The 17000-nt window shown below is 59.7% G+C and carries 17 protein-coding genes and 1 pseudogene; 6 read left to right on the top strand and 12 right to left on the bottom strand.

Annotation, left to right across the window (positions count from 1 at the left end; translation table 11 throughout):
• Positions 1-182: 182 nt before the first annotated feature.
• Positions 183-434, top strand: coding sequence for a ribbon-helix-helix domain-containing protein (locus GR198_RS06020; RefSeq protein ID WP_164067909.1), 252 nt, complete (start codon positions 183-185; stop codon positions 432-434).
• Between the two features lie 124 nt (positions 435-558).
• On the opposite strand, the gene ilvB is transcribed toward GR198_RS06020, so the two are convergent.
• Entirely contained in the window at positions 559-2265 is a 1707-nt protein-coding gene (gene ilvB, locus GR198_RS06015) for a biosynthetic-type acetolactate synthase large subunit (protein ID WP_131629907.1), read from the bottom strand.
• A gap of 416 nt (positions 2266-2681) precedes the next feature.
• On the bottom strand, positions 2682-3770 hold the full coding sequence (locus GR198_RS06010; protein WP_029875144.1) for a LacI family DNA-binding transcriptional regulator: 1089 nt from the start codon (positions 3768-3770) through the stop codon (positions 2682-2684).
• Positions 3771-4118: 348 nt separating this feature from the next.
• On the opposite strand from GR198_RS06010, the gene GR198_RS06005 reads away from it, so the two are divergent.
• From GR198_RS06005 to GR198_RS05995, 3 genes are all read left to right on the top strand, one after another.
• The gene (locus GR198_RS06005) at positions 4119-5081 is read left to right on the top strand and encodes a sugar-binding protein (RefSeq protein ID WP_018242042.1); all 963 of its coding nucleotides are present in this window, start codon (positions 4119-4121) and stop codon (positions 5079-5081) included.
• Between the two features lie 79 nt (positions 5082-5160).
• The gene (locus tag GR198_RS06000) at positions 5161-6702 is read left to right on the top strand and encodes a sugar ABC transporter ATP-binding protein (protein WP_164067907.1); all 1542 of its coding nucleotides are present in this window, start codon (positions 5161-5163) and stop codon (positions 6700-6702) included.
• A 43-nt stretch (positions 6703-6745) separates the two neighbouring features.
• Entirely contained in the window at positions 6746-7771 is a 1026-nt protein-coding gene (locus tag GR198_RS05995; protein WP_164067905.1) for an ABC transporter permease, read from the top strand.
• Between the two features lie 91 nt (positions 7772-7862).
• Here the strand turns inward: GR198_RS05995 and GR198_RS05990 are convergent.
• Together GR198_RS05990 and GR198_RS05985 are read right to left on the bottom strand one after the other, a co-directional pair.
• Positions 7863-8297: pseudogene (locus tag GR198_RS05990) on the bottom strand (helix-turn-helix domain-containing protein); the annotation flags it as partial.
• A 242-nt stretch (positions 8298-8539) separates the two neighbouring features.
• Complete coding sequence (locus tag GR198_RS05985) at positions 8540-8779, bottom strand: hypothetical protein (protein ID WP_164067903.1); 240 nt, start codon at positions 8777-8779, stop codon at positions 8540-8542.
• Positions 8780-8889: 110 nt separating this feature from the next.
• On the opposite strand from GR198_RS05985, the gene GR198_RS05980 reads away from it, so the two are divergent.
• Positions 8890-9210, top strand: coding sequence for a hypothetical protein (locus tag GR198_RS05980; protein WP_164067901.1), 321 nt, complete (start codon positions 8890-8892; stop codon positions 9208-9210).
• Complete coding sequence (locus GR198_RS05975; protein WP_164067899.1) at positions 9203-9526, top strand: hypothetical protein; 324 nt, start codon at positions 9203-9205, stop codon at positions 9524-9526. The genes GR198_RS05980 and GR198_RS05975 overlap by 8 nt, the downstream gene beginning before the upstream one ends.
• A 208-nt stretch (positions 9527-9734) precedes the next feature.
• On the opposite strand, the gene GR198_RS05970 is transcribed toward GR198_RS05975, so the two are convergent.
• The 8 genes from GR198_RS05970 to GR198_RS05935 all read right to left on the bottom strand — a co-directional run bounded on the left by GR198_RS05970 (position 9735) and on the right by GR198_RS05935 (position 16970).
• Positions 9735-11573: a TniQ family protein gene (locus GR198_RS05970; RefSeq protein WP_164067897.1), complete on the bottom strand. Its 1839-nt coding sequence runs from the start codon at positions 11571-11573 to the stop codon at positions 9735-9737.
• Positions 11570-12655, bottom strand: coding sequence for an ATP-binding protein (locus GR198_RS05965; RefSeq protein ID WP_164067895.1), 1086 nt, complete (start codon positions 12653-12655; stop codon positions 11570-11572). Before GR198_RS05965 ends, GR198_RS05970 begins: the two co-directional genes overlap by 4 nt.
• 20 nt (positions 12656-12675) lie before the next feature.
• Complete coding sequence (locus GR198_RS05960; RefSeq protein ID WP_164067893.1) at positions 12676-14937, bottom strand: transposase family protein; 2262 nt, start codon at positions 14935-14937, stop codon at positions 12676-12678.
• Between the two features lie 156 nt (positions 14938-15093).
• Positions 15094-15324, bottom strand: coding sequence for a hypothetical protein (locus GR198_RS05955; RefSeq protein ID WP_164067891.1), 231 nt, complete (start codon positions 15322-15324; stop codon positions 15094-15096).
• 11 nt (positions 15325-15335) lie between these two features.
• Positions 15336-15932, bottom strand: coding sequence for a hypothetical protein (locus GR198_RS05950; RefSeq protein ID WP_164067889.1), 597 nt, complete (start codon positions 15930-15932; stop codon positions 15336-15338).
• Positions 15933-15999: 67 nt separating this feature from the next.
• A complete protein-coding gene (locus GR198_RS05945) occupies positions 16000-16194 on the bottom strand; it encodes a hypothetical protein (protein WP_131608910.1) in 195 nt (64 codons plus the stop codon).
• Positions 16195-16220: 26 nt separating this feature from the next.
• Positions 16221-16571, bottom strand: coding sequence for a hypothetical protein (locus GR198_RS05940; RefSeq protein ID WP_164067887.1), 351 nt, complete (start codon positions 16569-16571; stop codon positions 16221-16223).
• A gap of 42 nt (positions 16572-16613) precedes the next feature.
• Entirely contained in the window at positions 16614-16970 is a 357-nt protein-coding gene (locus tag GR198_RS05935; protein WP_164067885.1) for a hypothetical protein, read from the bottom strand.
• Between the last annotated feature and the right edge of the window lie 30 nt (positions 16971-17000).

Genomic DNA, 17000 nt, shown 5'->3' with positions numbered 1-17000 from the left:
CCCAGGCCCGCAAGCACTAAACAAGTGGCGGACCGACGATGATGATCCTGACCAGAAGATCCTTGAGGCAGCCAGGCTGCCGACGACGTTCGAGAAGCGTATCACTACCAAATTCTGCGTGATGAATATTGACAATATCAGCTACGCTACCACGATAGAAGAAGAACGAAAGGGTAGTGCCGATGGCGTCGAGCAGCATTCATGTGAAGGTGAGCGGCGTGCTGCAAGATCACATTCAACAGCAGATCGGTGAGGACGGCCTCTATGAGAATGCGAGCGACTACATTCGCGCCCTGATCCGACGCGATTTGCAAACGCGCGACGAGGCATGGGATGGCCTGCAAAAGGAACTTGCACCCGCAATGCGTGTCGACGACAGCGAGTTTGTCGTTGTTTCCGCGGAAGACGTAATCCGCCGCAACAAACGTCGCTGACACTTACGGCATAAATACATGATCGAGACGCCAGTCTCGACCATGAGGTCCTCAGCTAGCGTAGTCGGGAATTGCGGTTCACGGGACCGCACGGCTTGCTTTTGGCGTGTTCGATCATCGGCCGTTACTGCTGATCGGTTTCGGCGAGCCTCGCGACCCGGCAGTGAACGAGCACCGGCCTGTCCGCGTCGATCATCTCCTCGATCCTGGCGTCGAGTTCGCTCGGGCTCTCGCAACGAAGGCCGACAGCGCCATAGGCTTCCGCGAGCTTGGCAAAATCGGGCAGCGAAGCCGAATAAGAATGCGATTGACCGCCACCATCCGATATTTCTTCCCAGTCATGCGCCATCCCCGGATACTCGTTGCTCAAGATGAAAATCTTGATCGGCGCTTGATGCTGTATCGCTGTCGACAGCTCTTTCATCGTCGTTTGCACCGACGCGTCGCCGGCAATGTCGATGACAAGGCGGCCGGGATTTGCGAGCTGCGCCCCCAGCGCAGCAGGAAGACCGAAACCCATCGTCCCCAATCCACCAGAGGTAATCCAGCGATTGGGCCTGTCGAAACCGAAGAACTGCGCCACCCACATCTGCTGACCGATCTCCGTGGCGATGATCGGGTCGTGCAGCTTTGTCAGCGCATGCAGGCGCTCCAGGGCATGTTGCGGCATGATTGCATGGTCCAGCCGCTGGTAGGAAAACGAATGGTGGGTTCGCCAGTGATCGATCTCCATCCACCACGCTCGCAACCGCTTTTGGTCGGGCATAGTGGAGAGCGACCGCCAGGCATGGATCATATCCGCCAGCACATGCGCGGCGTCGCCTTGAATGCCGATATCGACGGGAACGCGTTTGTTGATCGACGAGGCATCGATATCGATCTGGATTTTCTTCGAGTGAGGCGAAAACTCATGGACGCGCGAGATCGCAAGATCGTCAAATCGCGCGCCGATGGCGACCATCAGATCGCACTCGCCGATTGCCATATTGGCTTCATGCGATCCGTCCTGTCCGGCGATCCGTAGCCAGTTCGGCCCGGTGGCGGGGTAGGCTCCAAGCCCCATAATGGTGGACGATACGGGAAAGCCGGTGAGGTCGACGAACTCGCGCAACAATCTCGACGCCTCAGGTCCCGAATTGATGATGCCGCCGCCGGTATAGATGATGGGGCGCCGGGCTTCGGCCATCAATGCGACCGCCGCTCGGATCGCGTTTTGATCGCCTTGCATTGCCGGCTGGTAGCTCGGCAGCAGAGCTACCTTGTCAGGTGAGACGTAGGTCCCGCTGGCGAAGAGCACGTCCTTCGGCATGTCGACGAGAACAGGGCCGGGCCGACCGGCTGCCGCGATCCGGAAAGCCAGATGGATCGTCTTGGCCAGATCGTCGACGTGCTTGACGAGGAAATTGTGCTTTGTGCAGGGGCGGGTGATGCCGACCGTATCGCATTCCTGAAAAGCGTCCGTGCCGATCAGACTTGTCGGCACCTGGCCGGCGAGGCAGACGAGCGGAACGGAGTCCATAAGGGCATCCTGCAGCGCCGTAACCGCATTTGTAACGCCTGGTCCTGATGTCACCAACATGACGCCAACTCTTCCGGTCGAGCGGGCATAGCCTTCGGCTGCGTGTCCGGCGCCTTGCTCATGGCGCACCAGGAAATGTTTGATGTCCTCCTGTTGGAAGATTTCGTCATAGATCGGCAGCACCGCTGCGCCGGGGTAACCGAAAATGTGTTCGACACCGTTGTCGCGCAGCGCTTGCAGAACGATCTCGCCGCCGTTCATGCGACGATCAGAGGGGTTGTTGAGGGAAAAGTTGGCTGTCTCGCCGGTCATATCTGGGTTCCGTCGTGAGTGAGGTGATGGGTGCGACGGGGCATAAAAAAAGGCCCCGTCAGGGACCTGTTTTCGGCGCATGGGTGGCTATTGCCGGACGATCAGATCGTCCTGCCCATGCGCGATATCACCACTACGAGAACCATTGCGATTTTCATGGCCGATAGAGCTAGCTCCAAATCTACACGTCGTCAACGTTGCCTCTGCGTAGATTGTATCTGTGGTTGAGAATATTTGAGACCGGTTGGGTAGCCAGTGACGAAGCAAGGGCAGGGGGCAACCCGTTCGCAACCTATCGACAAGGCAAACTCTGCCCGCACGATCGCCACTAAGCGATTTCGACCACGTCTTCCAGTGCGCCCCGATCAGGGTTTCCGAGCTAGCCGCCGGCGTCGGTCCCGGCGCGAACCCAAGTTCTATGAAGACATATGTGCGCCATCGAGGATCTGCCGCGCCTCGGCCCGCGGCGTGGCGACAGAATGGCGCTTGACGAGCGAGCATTCGAGCTTCGCAATGGGATAGCGCTTGCCGGGTGTACTTTCCGGGTTGAGATGTTCGATCGCCCATTGCCCCATGGCAAGATGTGGAAGGACCGAAGTCGTCAGCGGGGGAACGAGATGTCGTGAAATTTCTTCGTCGTCATATCCCACCACCGACATGTCCTGGGGAATGCGAAGCCCTGCATCCTTGAGCGCCTCGTAGCACCCGATGGCAGTGCGGTCGTTCTGGCAGAAGATCGCGGTGGGCGGCTCTTTCAGAGCAAGCAGTTTCATCGTGGCGGCATAGCCGGCACCGGCCGACCAGTCGCCTTCAATGACCAATTCCGGATCGAAGGGTATATCGGCGGTCGCCAACGCGCGGCGATATCCCGTCAGCCGGTCCTGCGCCGCCTGCATCCAGATTTCGCCGGTGATCGTCGCGATACGATGGTGTCCGTGCGTGATCAGATGCCGGGTGGAGCTCTGCCCTCCCGCGATCTCGCTCGGCACCACGGCGGGAAAGGCATGGTCCGCCGTATAACAGTTCAGCAGGACCGTCGGGATGTTGAGCTTGCTGACATAGGATGGAAGCTCCACCTGGCGGGTATAGATCGTCATGTATATGAGCGCCGATATGCCTCCGTTCGTCAACGCCTCGATTGCTTTCGGCTCCATGACGGGGTCACTGAGGGTCTGGGTTACCAGAAGGACATTGCCGGCGTTCCAGGAGGCTTGCCGCGCGCCTTCGATCGCAACGATCGCTTCCGGGCTGGTGGCGAGTTGATCCACGGCGAAACCGATGACGTTGTCCAGTCCCGAATAAGAGGCCTTCGTCGCATAGGTCTTCTCCATATAGCCGAGCGCGCGCGCCGCCTCCAATACACGATCGCGCGTCTGCTGTGAGATGCGGGTGCCGGGCGTGTCGTTGAGAACGAAGGAGACGGCCGCCTGCGAGCAGCCAGCCGCCGCGGCGATGTCCATCATCGTCACGCGCACAGGCTTATTTTGGGTCTTGGGTTTTCGCATTCGTGGAAACTGTCTCTGCTTGGGATAACCGGTCAGGGTGATTGATCGTCGTTTTTGATAATTAATATTAGCATCTATCTGAAAGCGCTGGCAATTGCATGAATTGTTGCAACACTATCAGTTATTGGCCAATGCCAGTACAAAATTGCCATCCTAGCCTTGCGCGATGAAATGTTTTGATCTGCATTGATAATACTATTTACTAATTAAATTTCTTGTATACCGTCAGGGAGCGATCGGAACCTATGCCACTCGTCGCTTTGCGGCGGCCCTGGGAGGGGGCGCGCATCCGGCCGGCCGTAAATCGGAAACGGGCCCGTGCAACTGCGGCCCCTCGGGAGGTGTATTATGAAACAGCTGAAACGCAATGCAGCCTTGTTCTTCGCCGGGTTGATGCTGAGCGCGGCGCCGATTGCCGTATCGCATGCTGCCGACAAACCGACACTCGCATTTGTCGTCAATGGCGCATCCGACTTCTGGAAAGCCGCAGAGGCGGGCGTGAAGAAGGCGCAGGGCGAGATGCCAGACTACCAGATGGAGCTGAAGTACCCTGAGCAGGCATCTGTCGCCGTTCAGCAACGGCTTATGGAAGACTTGGTCAGTGCCGGCGTCAAGGGGGTGATGGTTTCCGCAGTCGATCCCAAGACCCAGACGGACGGCTTAAACAAGATTGGCTCGCAGACCGCTCTCTTCACGACCGATAGTGACGCGCCGCAGACCAACCGCGTCGCCTATATCGGTTCATCGAATATCGACGCGGGCCTGCAGGCCGCCGAAATCGCCAAGAAAGCGATGCCGGACGGCGGCAAATGCATCGGCTTCGTCGGCCTGCTCGGCGCCGACAATGCCAAGGAACGCATCCAGGGCATGAAGGACGGCCTGAAGGGCACGAAGATAGAGCTGACAGATGTACGCGGCGACGATATCGACCAGACGCGCGCAAAGAAGAACGTCGAGGACGCGCTGGTGGCCAGCCCCGACGTCACCTGCATGGTCGGTTTCTATTCCTATAATACGCCACGCATCTATGAGGCGCTGCGCGACGCTGGCAAACTCGGCCAGATCACCGTCGTCGGCTTCGATGACGATCCGATCACGCTCGGCGGCGTCAAGGAAGGGACGATCGCAGCGACCGTCGTGCAGCAGCCGTTTGAATGGGCCTATCAGGGCATGAAGCTGATGGCGGCCTACCTCAAGGGCGACAAATCAGGCGTTCCCAGCAACGGCTTGATCATCATCCCGACGGTAATCATCGGCAAGGATGACGTTGACAAGTATGCCGCCAGCCTGAAGGCCATGTCTGGAAAATAACCCTCCTTCGCGGCGGCGGCACTTGCCGCCGCCGCGAAAGACGTCTTATGCCGACAGCATCAGCAGCCATGGACAGGCGATGAACCATAGCTCCGACATCCCGTCACCGGACGCGCTTGCAACGCCATTCCTGTCGCTTTCCGGCGTTGGCAAGACCTATCCGGGCGTCGTTGCGCTTGAGGGACTGTCGATCGACATCATGCCGGGAGAGGTCATCGGCCTCGTCGGCGAGAACGGGGCTGGAAAATCGACGCTGATGAAGATTCTCGGCGGCGTGATCGCCCCCGACCGAGGCACGATCCTGCTCGACGGCACGGAGCTTCGTTTCCTCACTGTGGAATCGAGCATCGCATCCGGCATCGCCTTCGTGCACCAGGAACTCAATCTCTTTGAGAATCTCGACGTTGCTGCCAATATCTTCCTGGGCCGCGAACCGCTCAAGGCCGGACCTTTCAAGCTCGTCGATCGCGATCGGCTGCGAGACATGGTGAAGCCGCTCTTGAAGCGGGTAGGGGCTCATTTTTCCGCCGACACACCCGTGGCATCGCTTTCCCTTGCCGAGCAGCAGATGGTGGAAATCGCCAAGGCGCTGTCCATCAACGCCAGGCTCGTCATCTTCGACGAACCCACGTCCAGCCTGCCGCTGGCCGAAACCGAGCAGCTCCTGAGCATTATCAAATCGCTGAAAGCCGATGGCATCAGTGTAATTTTCATCTCGCATCGCCTGCACGAGGTTGAGCGCGTCGCAGACCGGGTCGTAGTCTTGCGCGACGGCACGCTTGTGGGCACTCTCGCCAAGAAAGACATCGGCCACGACCAGATGGTCAAGCTGATGATCGGCCGGGTGCTTGCGGCCCGGACCGCAAAACCGCAGCGCTCGCCCGGCTCGGTTGCGCTAAAGGCAAGCGGCGTGCGCACCGAGGCCTATCCCGGCCGTCCCGTTGATCTGGAAATCCTGTATGGAGAAATCATGGGGCTTGCAGGCCTCGTTGGGTCGGGCCGCACCGAGCTTGCAAGGGTACTCTTCGGCATTGACCGGAGCTACGGCGGAGCCATTCTCCAGGACGGGCGGCAAATTGCGATCAAGTCTGCCCGGGACGCCGTCGCTCGTGGCATTTTCCTGGTCCCGGAGGATCGCAAGCGCAACGGCATTCTTCTTGATTTCCCGATCGCCCAGAACATAACCCTTGCCGATCTCCCCAAGCTCTCCAGCCGCTTCATGCTTTCTGCCGAGCGGGAGAGGACGGCGGCCGAAAAGCAGCGCGTTCGCCTCGATATCAAGGCGCCCTCCGTTTCGACGCGAACCGGCACTCTGTCTGGCGGCAACCAGCAGAAGGTGGTGCTTGCCAAATGGTTGTCGATGAGCCCGAAGGTGATGATCTTCGACGAGCCGACACGCGGCATCGATATCGGCGCGAAGAACGAGATCTACGGCCTGATGCGAGCGCTTGCCGATGCCGGAGTGGCGATCCTGATGATCTCCAGCGACATGGAAGAGGTGATTGGCGTTTCTGACCGCATCGCCGTCATGCACGAGGGCCAGATCGCCGGCATATTGGAAGAGGACGAAATCAGCCAGGAAAGCGTCCTTTTGCTTGCCGTCGGCAAAAGGGTAAAATAGCGGCTGCGGCCAATATAGATAAGTATCGGGGGATGGATCTCGAATGATCAAAAAAGATCTCGGACTGCTGCTTTTGATCGTCGTCGTCGGCATCGTCGTCGCCATCATCAATCCGCGCTTCCTGCTGCCGATCAATCTGGCCAACACCGCCAACCTGATCGGCCTATTCGGCATCCTGTCGATCGGCCAGGCCTTTGTCATTATCACAGGCGGTATCGAGCTTTCCGTGGGCTCGCTCGTCGCGCTTCTCGGCGTGCTCTTCGTCGATTTCATCGCGGTCCAGGATATGTCCTGGATGCTGGCGCTGCCGCTCATTCTCGCGCTCGGCGCGGTCATAGGCGCCATCCACGGCTGGCTGATCACCCGGCTCAACCTCCAGCCCTTCGTCGTCACCCTCTGCGGCCTCCTGATTTATCGTGGGGCAGCGCGCTTCTATACGGCCGACGGAACAGCGGGTTTTGCCTTCGGCCAGAATTTCCCCGACCTCGAATTCCTGACCGCCGGACGGTTTTACGGTGTTCCCAACACCTTCATCGCGCTCGTCATCATTACCGTGGTCATGTGGATCATGCTGCATCGCTCTGTCTTCGGGCGTTATCTTTACGCAATCGGGAAGAACGAGGAGGCGGCCCGCTATTCCGGTATCCGTACCGGCCGCATGGTCATGTCGGCCTATGTCATCTGCGGGCTGCTGACAGCGCTTTCGGCGATTTATTTCGCCATGTACACGCGCTCGATCTCGCCGGCGAGCCATGGTCAGTTCTACGAACTCTACGCGATTGCCGCTGCCGTACTTGGCGGTTTTTCGCTCCGCGGCGGCGAGGGATCGATCGTCGGCGTGGTGCTGGGCACGGTCCTGCTCCAGGAGTTGCAGAATCTCGTCAATCTCCTTGGTATCCCTTCGTCGTTGAATTTCGCTGTCATGGGTGGCGTGATCCTCATCGGCGTCCTGATCGACCAACAATGGCACGCGATCCGCGCAAAGCGCCGCATTGTCTCGGCCGCCAGGCAGACCGAAACCCGTCTTTCGAACGAAGGCAGTTTGCCAGTGGTTGCCAATCAGGATTAGGTCAGTGGATGGGGCCATGCGTATCGTGACCTTGCCCAGTTGAGATAATCCGATTTGCAAGATCAGATCAGATCAGGGCGGGTGAGGGCGCCGATTCATCGATCTGCACAAGTTTCCCCGAAACAGTCGCGCCGGCCGCGTGGCTGGAAAACTCGCTTCTTGCGCTCTCGACGCGAGATCCAGATGCCGGCCTCGCTCATCCATTGCCGCAGCGTCTCCTTACCGACCGAGATCTGATGCAGTTCGATCAGCTTCTCGCGAGCCAGCGTCGGCCCGAAGTGCCAACCAGCGTCACGGCATAATCCCGAACACCATCGCTGATCCGGTTGTTCGACGGCCGGCCGATCGCCTTGTGCCGGATCGACGCCGCACCACCAGTGCGGATCCGCTCCAGCAGCCGGCGCACCTGGCGCGTACTCAGATCAAGCACATGCGCCGCCGACACCATCGTCATGCGGTCGGCGATCACTTTCGACAAAATCGCGATCCGCTGCAGATCGCGCTCGCTCATGGCAATCAATCCCATCCGCAATCTCCCAGACGTCGTTCATGTTAGGAGTGGAAACTCCTTGCCGAGCACGCACTGATTTCATTGGGAAATTCCGCCCGCTTTCCCAGACATCTCTGCCAGATCGCATTTGATACTTGCCGAGACGACAAAATCAGCGGCAAAAGCGTTGGCTCACACCGTTTAGATCGATTCCGGATTGGTGCTTTTGAAAGGATTGAGGGGGTCTCGAAGGGCGTCGAGTCTCAGCGAAACCGTCCTTACCTAGGAAGCATCGCGTCCAACATTTGAAAGACGCCAGCCTGCTTCCAGAGCTCGCGGTTGCCGATCACATAGATCGCTTCCTGGCCCCGCGTCGTCGCCGCGTTCAGCAAGTTGGGCTTGGCTCCTGCCCAGCCATGCGATCCGCGTTGACCGGCGTCTGGAGCACTGAGCACGAAAAACATCGCTTCAGCTAACACCGTCTCTGGCTGCAATCGTCCACTCACACTAATCTGCAATCAGACCTCGTCACGAGCCGCGTCAACCGGATCACAATGGGCACAGCAGGCTTGACATCGCGCGCGTTTGGAACAAATACAGAACACTTGATCGCGATTGGAGACGGTCAGTGTCGAGCGAAGTTAAGAAGGTTACTAAGAAGAAGGCGGCGTTCGACGCCTGGTGGTCGGGGCTGCCGTCGAATGTTCGAGAAGGCGCCGACATCGTCTTCGCGAAACGCTGCTTCCGCGCCGGACAAATAGTTGGCGCGCGGCCAGCCAAAATCAAGTACCGTTTCCGGGCAGGGCGCTATCTGGTGTCGGTCTGGTCGACCAGCTTGAAGGATGCTCTCAGAGAGGCGGAAATCGAGCTCGACTTCCGAGTTGCCAAGTCTGGCAAGTCACGACCAGCAGCGGGGTGGAGGTTTATCAAGGTTTCCGACGATGCCTGAAATCCATCCGTTCAAACGCCTGCGGACGTGGACGCTGCGCGCTGCTGCCGATCAGGGTCAAATTATTCGGGTGAGCTGCAATCTCTGCAGGATCACGCATAACTACCTTCCGGACGATCTTGAGAAGCTGAGCGGCAACCTCCAGCTCGACCGGCTGCTGACCAAGTTCAAGTGCGACCGATGTGGAAAGAGAGATTACCTCCAGATGAAGCTGCATTTTCCGCACGGTAGCGAGTACGGCTCTCTTAAGATCAGACGCTTGAAAGACATCCGGACCGTTACGGTTCCAGTCTGGCTGGATGATGTTCTTCGCTGAAGTTCCGAGGCCCGGCCCCCTCGGCAGCAGTGAATTGGGGTTAACGCCAGGTGGGTTTTGATAGGAGCGACGCGGGCACCGTGACGGATTTGTTGAGCCTCGCCTTGTCGCGGCCGGGCGGGTGATGCCTGCTTCGGCACCGGCAAACTGCTTTGATCGGGCCAGCGGCAAAGCCCGGCACTCGAATGGCGTCAAGCCGGGCAGCGCCTCACCTCAACGCCATTCCAAGTTCTAGCCGCGCCACCGCTGCCACTTCGTACAATGCCCTTTCGGGACGCGGGTTGTTGAGAAACGGCGCAACCCCTTCCGCCTCAAGTTCCCGCCTCAGCAGGCGGGCATCGGTGAAGAGCCGAGGCGCCAGCTTAGCCAGAGACGCGTAACGCTCCTCAAAAAGCTCGACGCTCCAAGCGGTCAACACGCTCCAAGGCTTACCGTTGATGTGGTGAGGAACGTCCACCTTCGTCAGGTGTCCCTCGTCTACCAGCCTCCAAATGTCGCGAATTGCGATTGACCCGATTGTTGGGTGCGCGAACTCCACGCGAACGATATTCGGTGACCGCTTTCCAACGATCTCCCGAACTTCCTGCGGATCGACAAGGATCGAGAGAAGCCCCTGCCTGGATTCGTCAAAGTAAACCCGAGTCAAGGTGGAGCTCATCAGAAGATCCAGAACTTCTGCGAGGGTGCAGCCGGCTGCTGCGCGAACCTCCAGGATGTCTACAAATGCGTCCGGCGCCGGAGTTCTGGTGGCGTCACCACGAAGACGCAACAAGAGCGACTGAGCGTCCTGCGGATCATACAGAGGTCCGGCTGCCCGCGGCTGGGAGCTATGCGAAAGCGGCCCTAGGAGTTTGAGTGCCAGCAGCCTTTCGAAGACAGCATCCGTCACGCCCAGGAACTGACGAGCCTGCATAATGTCAAACGAAGCCCGCTTCCGTTCGATGAAGGAGATCATAACGTGTTCGGGGACGATCGTCGCGCTCGGTGGCAAGCGGATGTCGTAGCTCGAGATAATGCCACCGGCCTCGAGCATTTTGCCAAGACGGAATGGTGCAATGCCGAACTCCTTGTAGGCAGTCCAAAGGGAGTGAAAGCGTCGCGCTTCGATCGGTCCGAAGACATCGTCACCAGGCCCGAGAGGCAGCTCCTCTATGCTGACCTCGCGGAACATTTCGCGCACACGGTCAAAGTCTGGATGTTTCAGCCCTGATTTTAGCTCCCGATGGATCTGACGGTGCAAGGTCTTCGCCGTCGATGCTTTACTTTTTGAACCCTTCTCGACGGCTAATTCCCGAAGGAACTCCTTCAGCGGCGCACCCGAGCGATGCAGTAGACGAAATCCCACCTGGCGCATGGCGGCAAAATCATCGCCCGTTTTTCCGCGTGGACGTCCGTGGGTCAAAACTGCACCCACCAGTTCGCACAAGGATCCGGCGACATGAAGAGGCAACTTGTCGAGAAAACTACCCTGCTTACTTCGACCGCCGACCAGCCTGGAGCACACATAGCGCTCGAACTCGGTGAATTCCGCTCTCGGCGCCATCTTAGGATCGGAGCAGGCGTCGAATTCACTGACAGAAAACTGCGAGCAGATCCTCGACAGCTCTAGGGCTTTGGTATCGACATCCAATAGGCTTACTTCATGGACTGCGCACGTGGACACGAACGAAACGAGCCAGGATACCCGACCGTACGGCCGAGACTTCAGACGTCCAGTTCCATGCGCTCGATCTTCGGCGAGGCAATGAGGGCAGTACCTCGCCGGGTAACGCGTTAAATTGCCCGCGAGCAGCCGCTCGTCTCCGATGGCGTAGAAACCGTCGTGGCGGATCAAGCTCCGGTGCCTGAGCGCGCTGAAGTCAACGTTGGCGAGATATGCAAGCTCGCGGACCGCCTCATCCCGCCCACCGGAGACGCCGGGAAGATCGATGCCCAGGTGCCGGCAGAAATCATCCAGTCGCAGGTCCTGCGCCGCGGCCAGCCTTACCACGACACTCATGGCGTGTTCGTCCTCGTGCACTACTACAGCGCGAGAAAGCTTTGTCATCTTTCGCCTCCTCGGTGAGCCCTCATAGGCTTGGACCTTGTTGCGGCCAGGCTTGCGACCTCTGCCACCGTTTCCTCGGCCTCCGACAAGCGGGCCAGCGCACCCTCCCTCGACCGCCAGTTAGTCACCGTGAGGATGTTCTCGTCCTTTGAGCAACCCGTCATCGTTGCGTATGCGCTGGCAAAATTGGAGAGGGCGACGACGTCCTTTTTGGCCACCAACGCATCCTCGATCGCCATCCGGATCAACTGGATGATGGAGCCGAAGCAGCCGCCGGCGCCATGGATAAGGCGGAGCGGAAAGTCGCCGGCCAACAAGTCGTCGAGTCTCATCTTCGCGTGCTCCTCGACGATCTTCTTCACCCAGTGACCAACATGTTTGGCATGTGCGGCGGTGATGTCGCCTAGGTGCATGGGCATGGAGCGGGTGCGGATCTGCTTGTCTTCCCGCAGCAGTTCAAGCGGGTGCACGCCCGCAAGGATCAGCCTGACCGGCCAGTCCCTCATCTGCGTGACATGCTTGAAGATGTCGCGCAGACGCTGGAGATCGGCCCGGCTGCTCGTCGAGTTGACCGCATGCTGCGCCTCGTCGATAAAGAGGATCAGCACCCTGTGACGCTTTAGCTGCGCGCGGAAAAGCGGCCACGCTTCCTTCTCCTTGATGTTCCCCTTCACAGGGTAGCCGAGCGCCTCGAGCCCTTCGATGGCGACATTGACCATATTGCACGGCGATGGGGCGTCCATGCGAAGGACGGGGACGGCCGGAAAGCCGTCATTCGTTGGGTAGGGAGATAGCCCAGGATCGTTGTCGAGGCAGTAATCGATCAGGTTCGACTTCCCCGAGTGGGACTCCCCGGTGACGATGATCATGCGGTGCTGCTTGTTGTCGCCCGTGAAATGGGCGACAAGGCTGCGTTTGAGCTTGCGAAAGCGGCTGCCGAAGGCAATGTCCCTGAACGTCTGCACGTGCTGGGCGCTGATCGCCTCCATACGGTCGGCGATTTCGGTCTCCTCGGGCGGCATCGAAACGCGGAGCCGCGAGAGCGCCTCTGCGAGTTCGGGAGAAATGGCGGTCTTGGGCATGGGAAATCCTCCTTCCAGGATCAGTCGATGATGCCGAACTCGTCGTCCGGGGTGTCGGTGGAAGACGCCTTCGCGTCGGCGGCGCGGCGTACCGCGATCTCGGCGGCAGCGCGTTCGGATGCAGCGGCGTCCGAAGTGATGGCGGTAGCGCTGACACTGGAGAGGCCAAGCAGGGCGGCGCTGCTGGAACGCATCTTCGGCGTCTGGGTGCGGACCTTTTCACTGAGGCTACCCGAGGTGTCGACGATACGGACGAAGCGCCCGATCTTCTCGTCCTCGTAGAGGTATTCGGAAATCGTGAAGGCGGACGACGTCAGTTCCAACGCGGCGTTGGCGACGTCGGCCTCCTGGCCTGCCCATTCGATAGCCTCGGCGACGTCATCGGCGACAAGCTCGAGGTTTTCCTTGTCGTGGATGCGGAGGCGCTCCTTGGCCTTCATCCACTGCCAATAGCTGACATTCTCCAGGCCCTTGATCGTCGCCGGCACGCGCAGGAAACCGTCTTTCCAGATGACCGAGATTTCGCTCAAGTCGTAACGGTCGACGCGGATGTGGACCATGACATGCTCGTCGTCGCGGCGGATCTGCTGGATCTGCTCGGACTGGAACTGGATGTCCTCGTAGACGATGCCCTGCATGGTGATCGCGCGGACGCCTGGGGTGCCGTAGATGTTGCGGCGGAGATAGCCGGTCGGAGCGGGCGGGACCTTCTTGTCGCGGGTCAGCTCCAGCCATGCCTGGCGGGGCGTCGCGCCCCAGAGGCCGGAGTGCGGGGTGTTGTGATATACATCGACGATCAGCCGGATGAAGATCTTGGCGAGCTGGTCGTTGCGGATGGTGGGGGCCGGATGGTCGTCGTAGGCGCGACCCTTCTCGATGACGTTGCTGAACGTGCGGCCGTTGAAGTCCTGGAGTCCCAAGAACGCGATCGTGCGGAAGAAGCGCTCTATCGTGCCGCGCAGGTAAGGCGTGCGTGCGGGCGGGAACACGTCGGTGACGCCGGCGTCCAGCAGGGTGCCGCGCAATGCGTTGGACTTGTTCCAACTCGCGTTGTCGATACCGATCGTGCGGAACTTGCCCTTCATCTCCCAGGGGAACTTGCAGCCCGCCGCCTTGGCGAGAAAATCCTTGTCGCGGGTCGTCAGTTCGAGCGTCGTACGCGCCGATTCAATGTTGGCCGCGTCGACGAAAACGCGAAACGACAAAATGCACTTGGTGGCAACGTCGATGACGGCGCTGAAAAAGAGCCGAACAGTCGAGAGAGCCTCACGCTCCTCCACCGTGAGCTCTTCCCAAACGACCGTTCCCTCGAGGATGGTGTGCAACTCCACCGTCCACTCGTCGGCTTCCACGCGCTGCAAGGGGATGCCTTTGTCGGCACCCGCGCGGACGATATTGAAATAGAGCTGGGCTCGCTTCTTGCCTTCGCGGCCGGCCTTCTTGAAGAAGCTCGGAAGACGACGGATCTTCAAACGGAAGCTGGTTTCGCCAAGCGGGCGCAGCTTTTCCAGGCCCTTAGCCTCGCGCTTCCGGTTGAGACGCCGGAAGGTCGCGACCATGCGACGGTGCAGGTGGCTGACAGTCGGCTTGGTCCGGCTCGCGTACTTCAAAACGAAGCGGGCATGGAGATGACGCTCTTCCGGCGTGAAGCGCGACGTCTTGTCTCCCGTGCGCTTGTCGATCAGCCCGCTGATGTCAAAGTCGGCCGATTCGTACTTGGAGATCCAGTCGTTCAGGGTCCGCAGCGGCGGCCGTTCGCCGAGGAGATAGTCGCCATCAGGTTTTTCCTCCTTTCCGGATGCGTCCTTCTTCCCCTTCGCCTGCGTGGTCTGGAGCTTTTCGCCAACGCGCTTCATCGCGGCGGTGATCGCCTTTTTGTAATCGCGGAGGATGACGTCGGGCAGACCTTCGCCAGCGTCCTTGTACTTGCCTTCGTCCTTTGCTCGGATGGCAAGCTGAACCCAGCGCTCCTTGCGAAGCGCCTCCTGGATCTTGTCGTCACGCATCGCGAGAAGACTTTCGTGACCTACGACGCCGCGACGCTTGTTGGACTGCGGGGCGTAGTAGTCTTCGTGGACCACCATTTCGCCCATCTCGATCATCTGCTCGGTCTGGTGGATGGTGTAGGAAACGGTGCGGCCGGCGCCGCTCACGCGCACGAAGTAGCGGCGTCCGTCGACGTCGGAGTCCCACTCGTATTCGACGTTGTTGATGACGATCTTGTCCAGATCACTGAGGCGGGTGATCGTTTCGATCGGAAGAAGGCTGCTGGTATTCGGCATCTGCTGTGTCCTTTCTGGGAACATTGGGCATGCGAAAGGCGGGGCCGTCGGAGCGATCCGGCGGCAGGCGTCGATCAGCCGTTACGGCTGGCAGAAAAGTTGGAAGAGGACTGGGACCGGGCGGCGCGCTTTGACGAGGCCCCTCGGCCCAAGGCCCTAAGACGGCGTGCAGTGGAAGTTGTGGAAGACGATCATCTCGCCCTTCGCCATCATTCGACGGGCCTCGTCGCTGCTGAACGACGTCACCTTGCACGTCAGAACATCGACGAGAACGTGGTTTGGCCCGATGTCGCACTCCCACAAGTGATCTGCACCGTTGAGGACGATCTTGTCACGGGAGGAAAAAACGACGGCGGCAAGGGGCGGGAAGCGGTAGACGTGTGCCATGGCATGGCCTCCTAAAGTAAGACTGTCTGGATGAAGGGGGCGTCGTCGAACGTGTCGTCCGGCGACAGATGTTCGACAAAGCCGTCGTAGATTAGGCAGTAGAGCGAGTTCTGGACGTCGATGTCCGGCCCAAGAGTGCGCGCGACAGCCATGATGGTGATCGGTCCTTCGATCATGCGCATGTGCTCCAGCACGATCGCGCAATGGCGTTCGTTGCGGTTGTCGCACGCGATCAGGATCTGCTCGCCGTTTCCGCTCCGGGCCGCCGTGATTTGCTCGTCCGTCACAACGACGAAGTCATCGAAGTATTCGCCGGTGTTCTGCTCGAGGATGAGGTCGCGGATCTCCATGATCCCACTCTCTTCGAGTTCTACCGTCGTCTTGACCGCGAACGCGATTCGATAGCCGTCGTCGTAGGTGGCGTAGCGGTCGACGAGATGCTGGTTCGGCGTCAGGCTGCCCGGACGCCAGTAGTTCACGCGCGGAAACTCCTCGCGGAGGTCGACAAGATGGCGGTCGCGCAGCAGCATCATCGTGAAGCGGCTTTCGAGACTGCTGTTGTACGAAAGCGCACGATTGAACTTGTGGATGTAGTCATTCCCGATCACGGATCCGCGCTCCTTAGGGTTCTGCCTGTACAATCCCATCGGCTTCTTCGGACGGATCCAGGCAACGTCAGTTCGTCCTTCCGCTTCCTCGAAGGTTAGCGAAACGTCGTATTTGGTAGTGGCCGTCGACGATGGGCACGAAGCGTCCGTTATTCGGGCGATCCGGGGAGAGGACGCCCGCGGTCTGCGGGACGGGCTGCAGGTCGAAACCGAGCTCGTGCTGTTTCACCTCGCGTAGAATGCGCCTTGCCTTCGTCGACATGTTCGTGCTCCTTCCGGCCCGCAGCCTTACGAGGGATCGCGGGCCATACGCTGGCCCTGACCGGTTGCGGGAGTTCCATCGATTGCGCCGGCGCCGCAGTTTCCTGCAGATTTGCGCGGGAACTGCCCAAGGTGGCTGAGATCGAAGTCGTCGAAGTCGGCGGGCAGGATCTTCGTCAACCAGGCGTTTTCGACGCGGAGCATCACGCGCGAAAGGCGCCTGGTCGGACCGACGAGAGCCTCCTCGTCGAGGTCAAAGCTCGCGACAAGCGCCTCGAAGCGCGCCTGCTCCGCATAAAGTGCCGCAGTCGCGACCTGATGGTCGTAAGTGTTCTCGGCCTCGAGGAAACACCAGTTCTTGGACAAGATGCCGGTCATCGTTCTATCCTTTCGTGATATACCGGAGGGAAGGTGCCGCGCTCAGAAGCGCGACGTTTTAGCGGGGAGATCGAAGCTGACGGGCCAGCTCGGCTGGCTGGCTTCCCACGCGGCTTCGAGCTTCAGGCGGCGGCAGAACCGGCCGTAGGTCGGCTTGAGAAGCTGTCGCTGGAAGCGACCCGGCGCCCGAGCTTCAGCGCGATATACGTTGCGAGCGTCGATCGCCGTGCACAGCTCCTCGTAGAGTGAGCCGGCGCTGTGCGTGGGGTCGAGGCTGCAAAGCACGGCGCAAAAGCGGATGAGCATCATCATCTCGTTGTCCAGCCCGAGGCGGTCGCTCAACGCGCAAGCGAGCGGCTTCAACGATGCGACGGTGATGGGGAAGGCCTTGGTGGTCATGGTCTGTCCTTTCTTGACAAGACTGAGGGG

This window comes from Rhizobium leguminosarum, from assembly GCF_010668065.1.
Classification (GTDB): Bacteria; Pseudomonadota; Alphaproteobacteria; order Rhizobiales; family Rhizobiaceae; genus Rhizobium; species Rhizobium leguminosarum_S.
The sequence above is the reverse complement of the archived record's forward strand: the minus strand, read 5'-3'. Positions and strand labels throughout refer to the sequence as shown.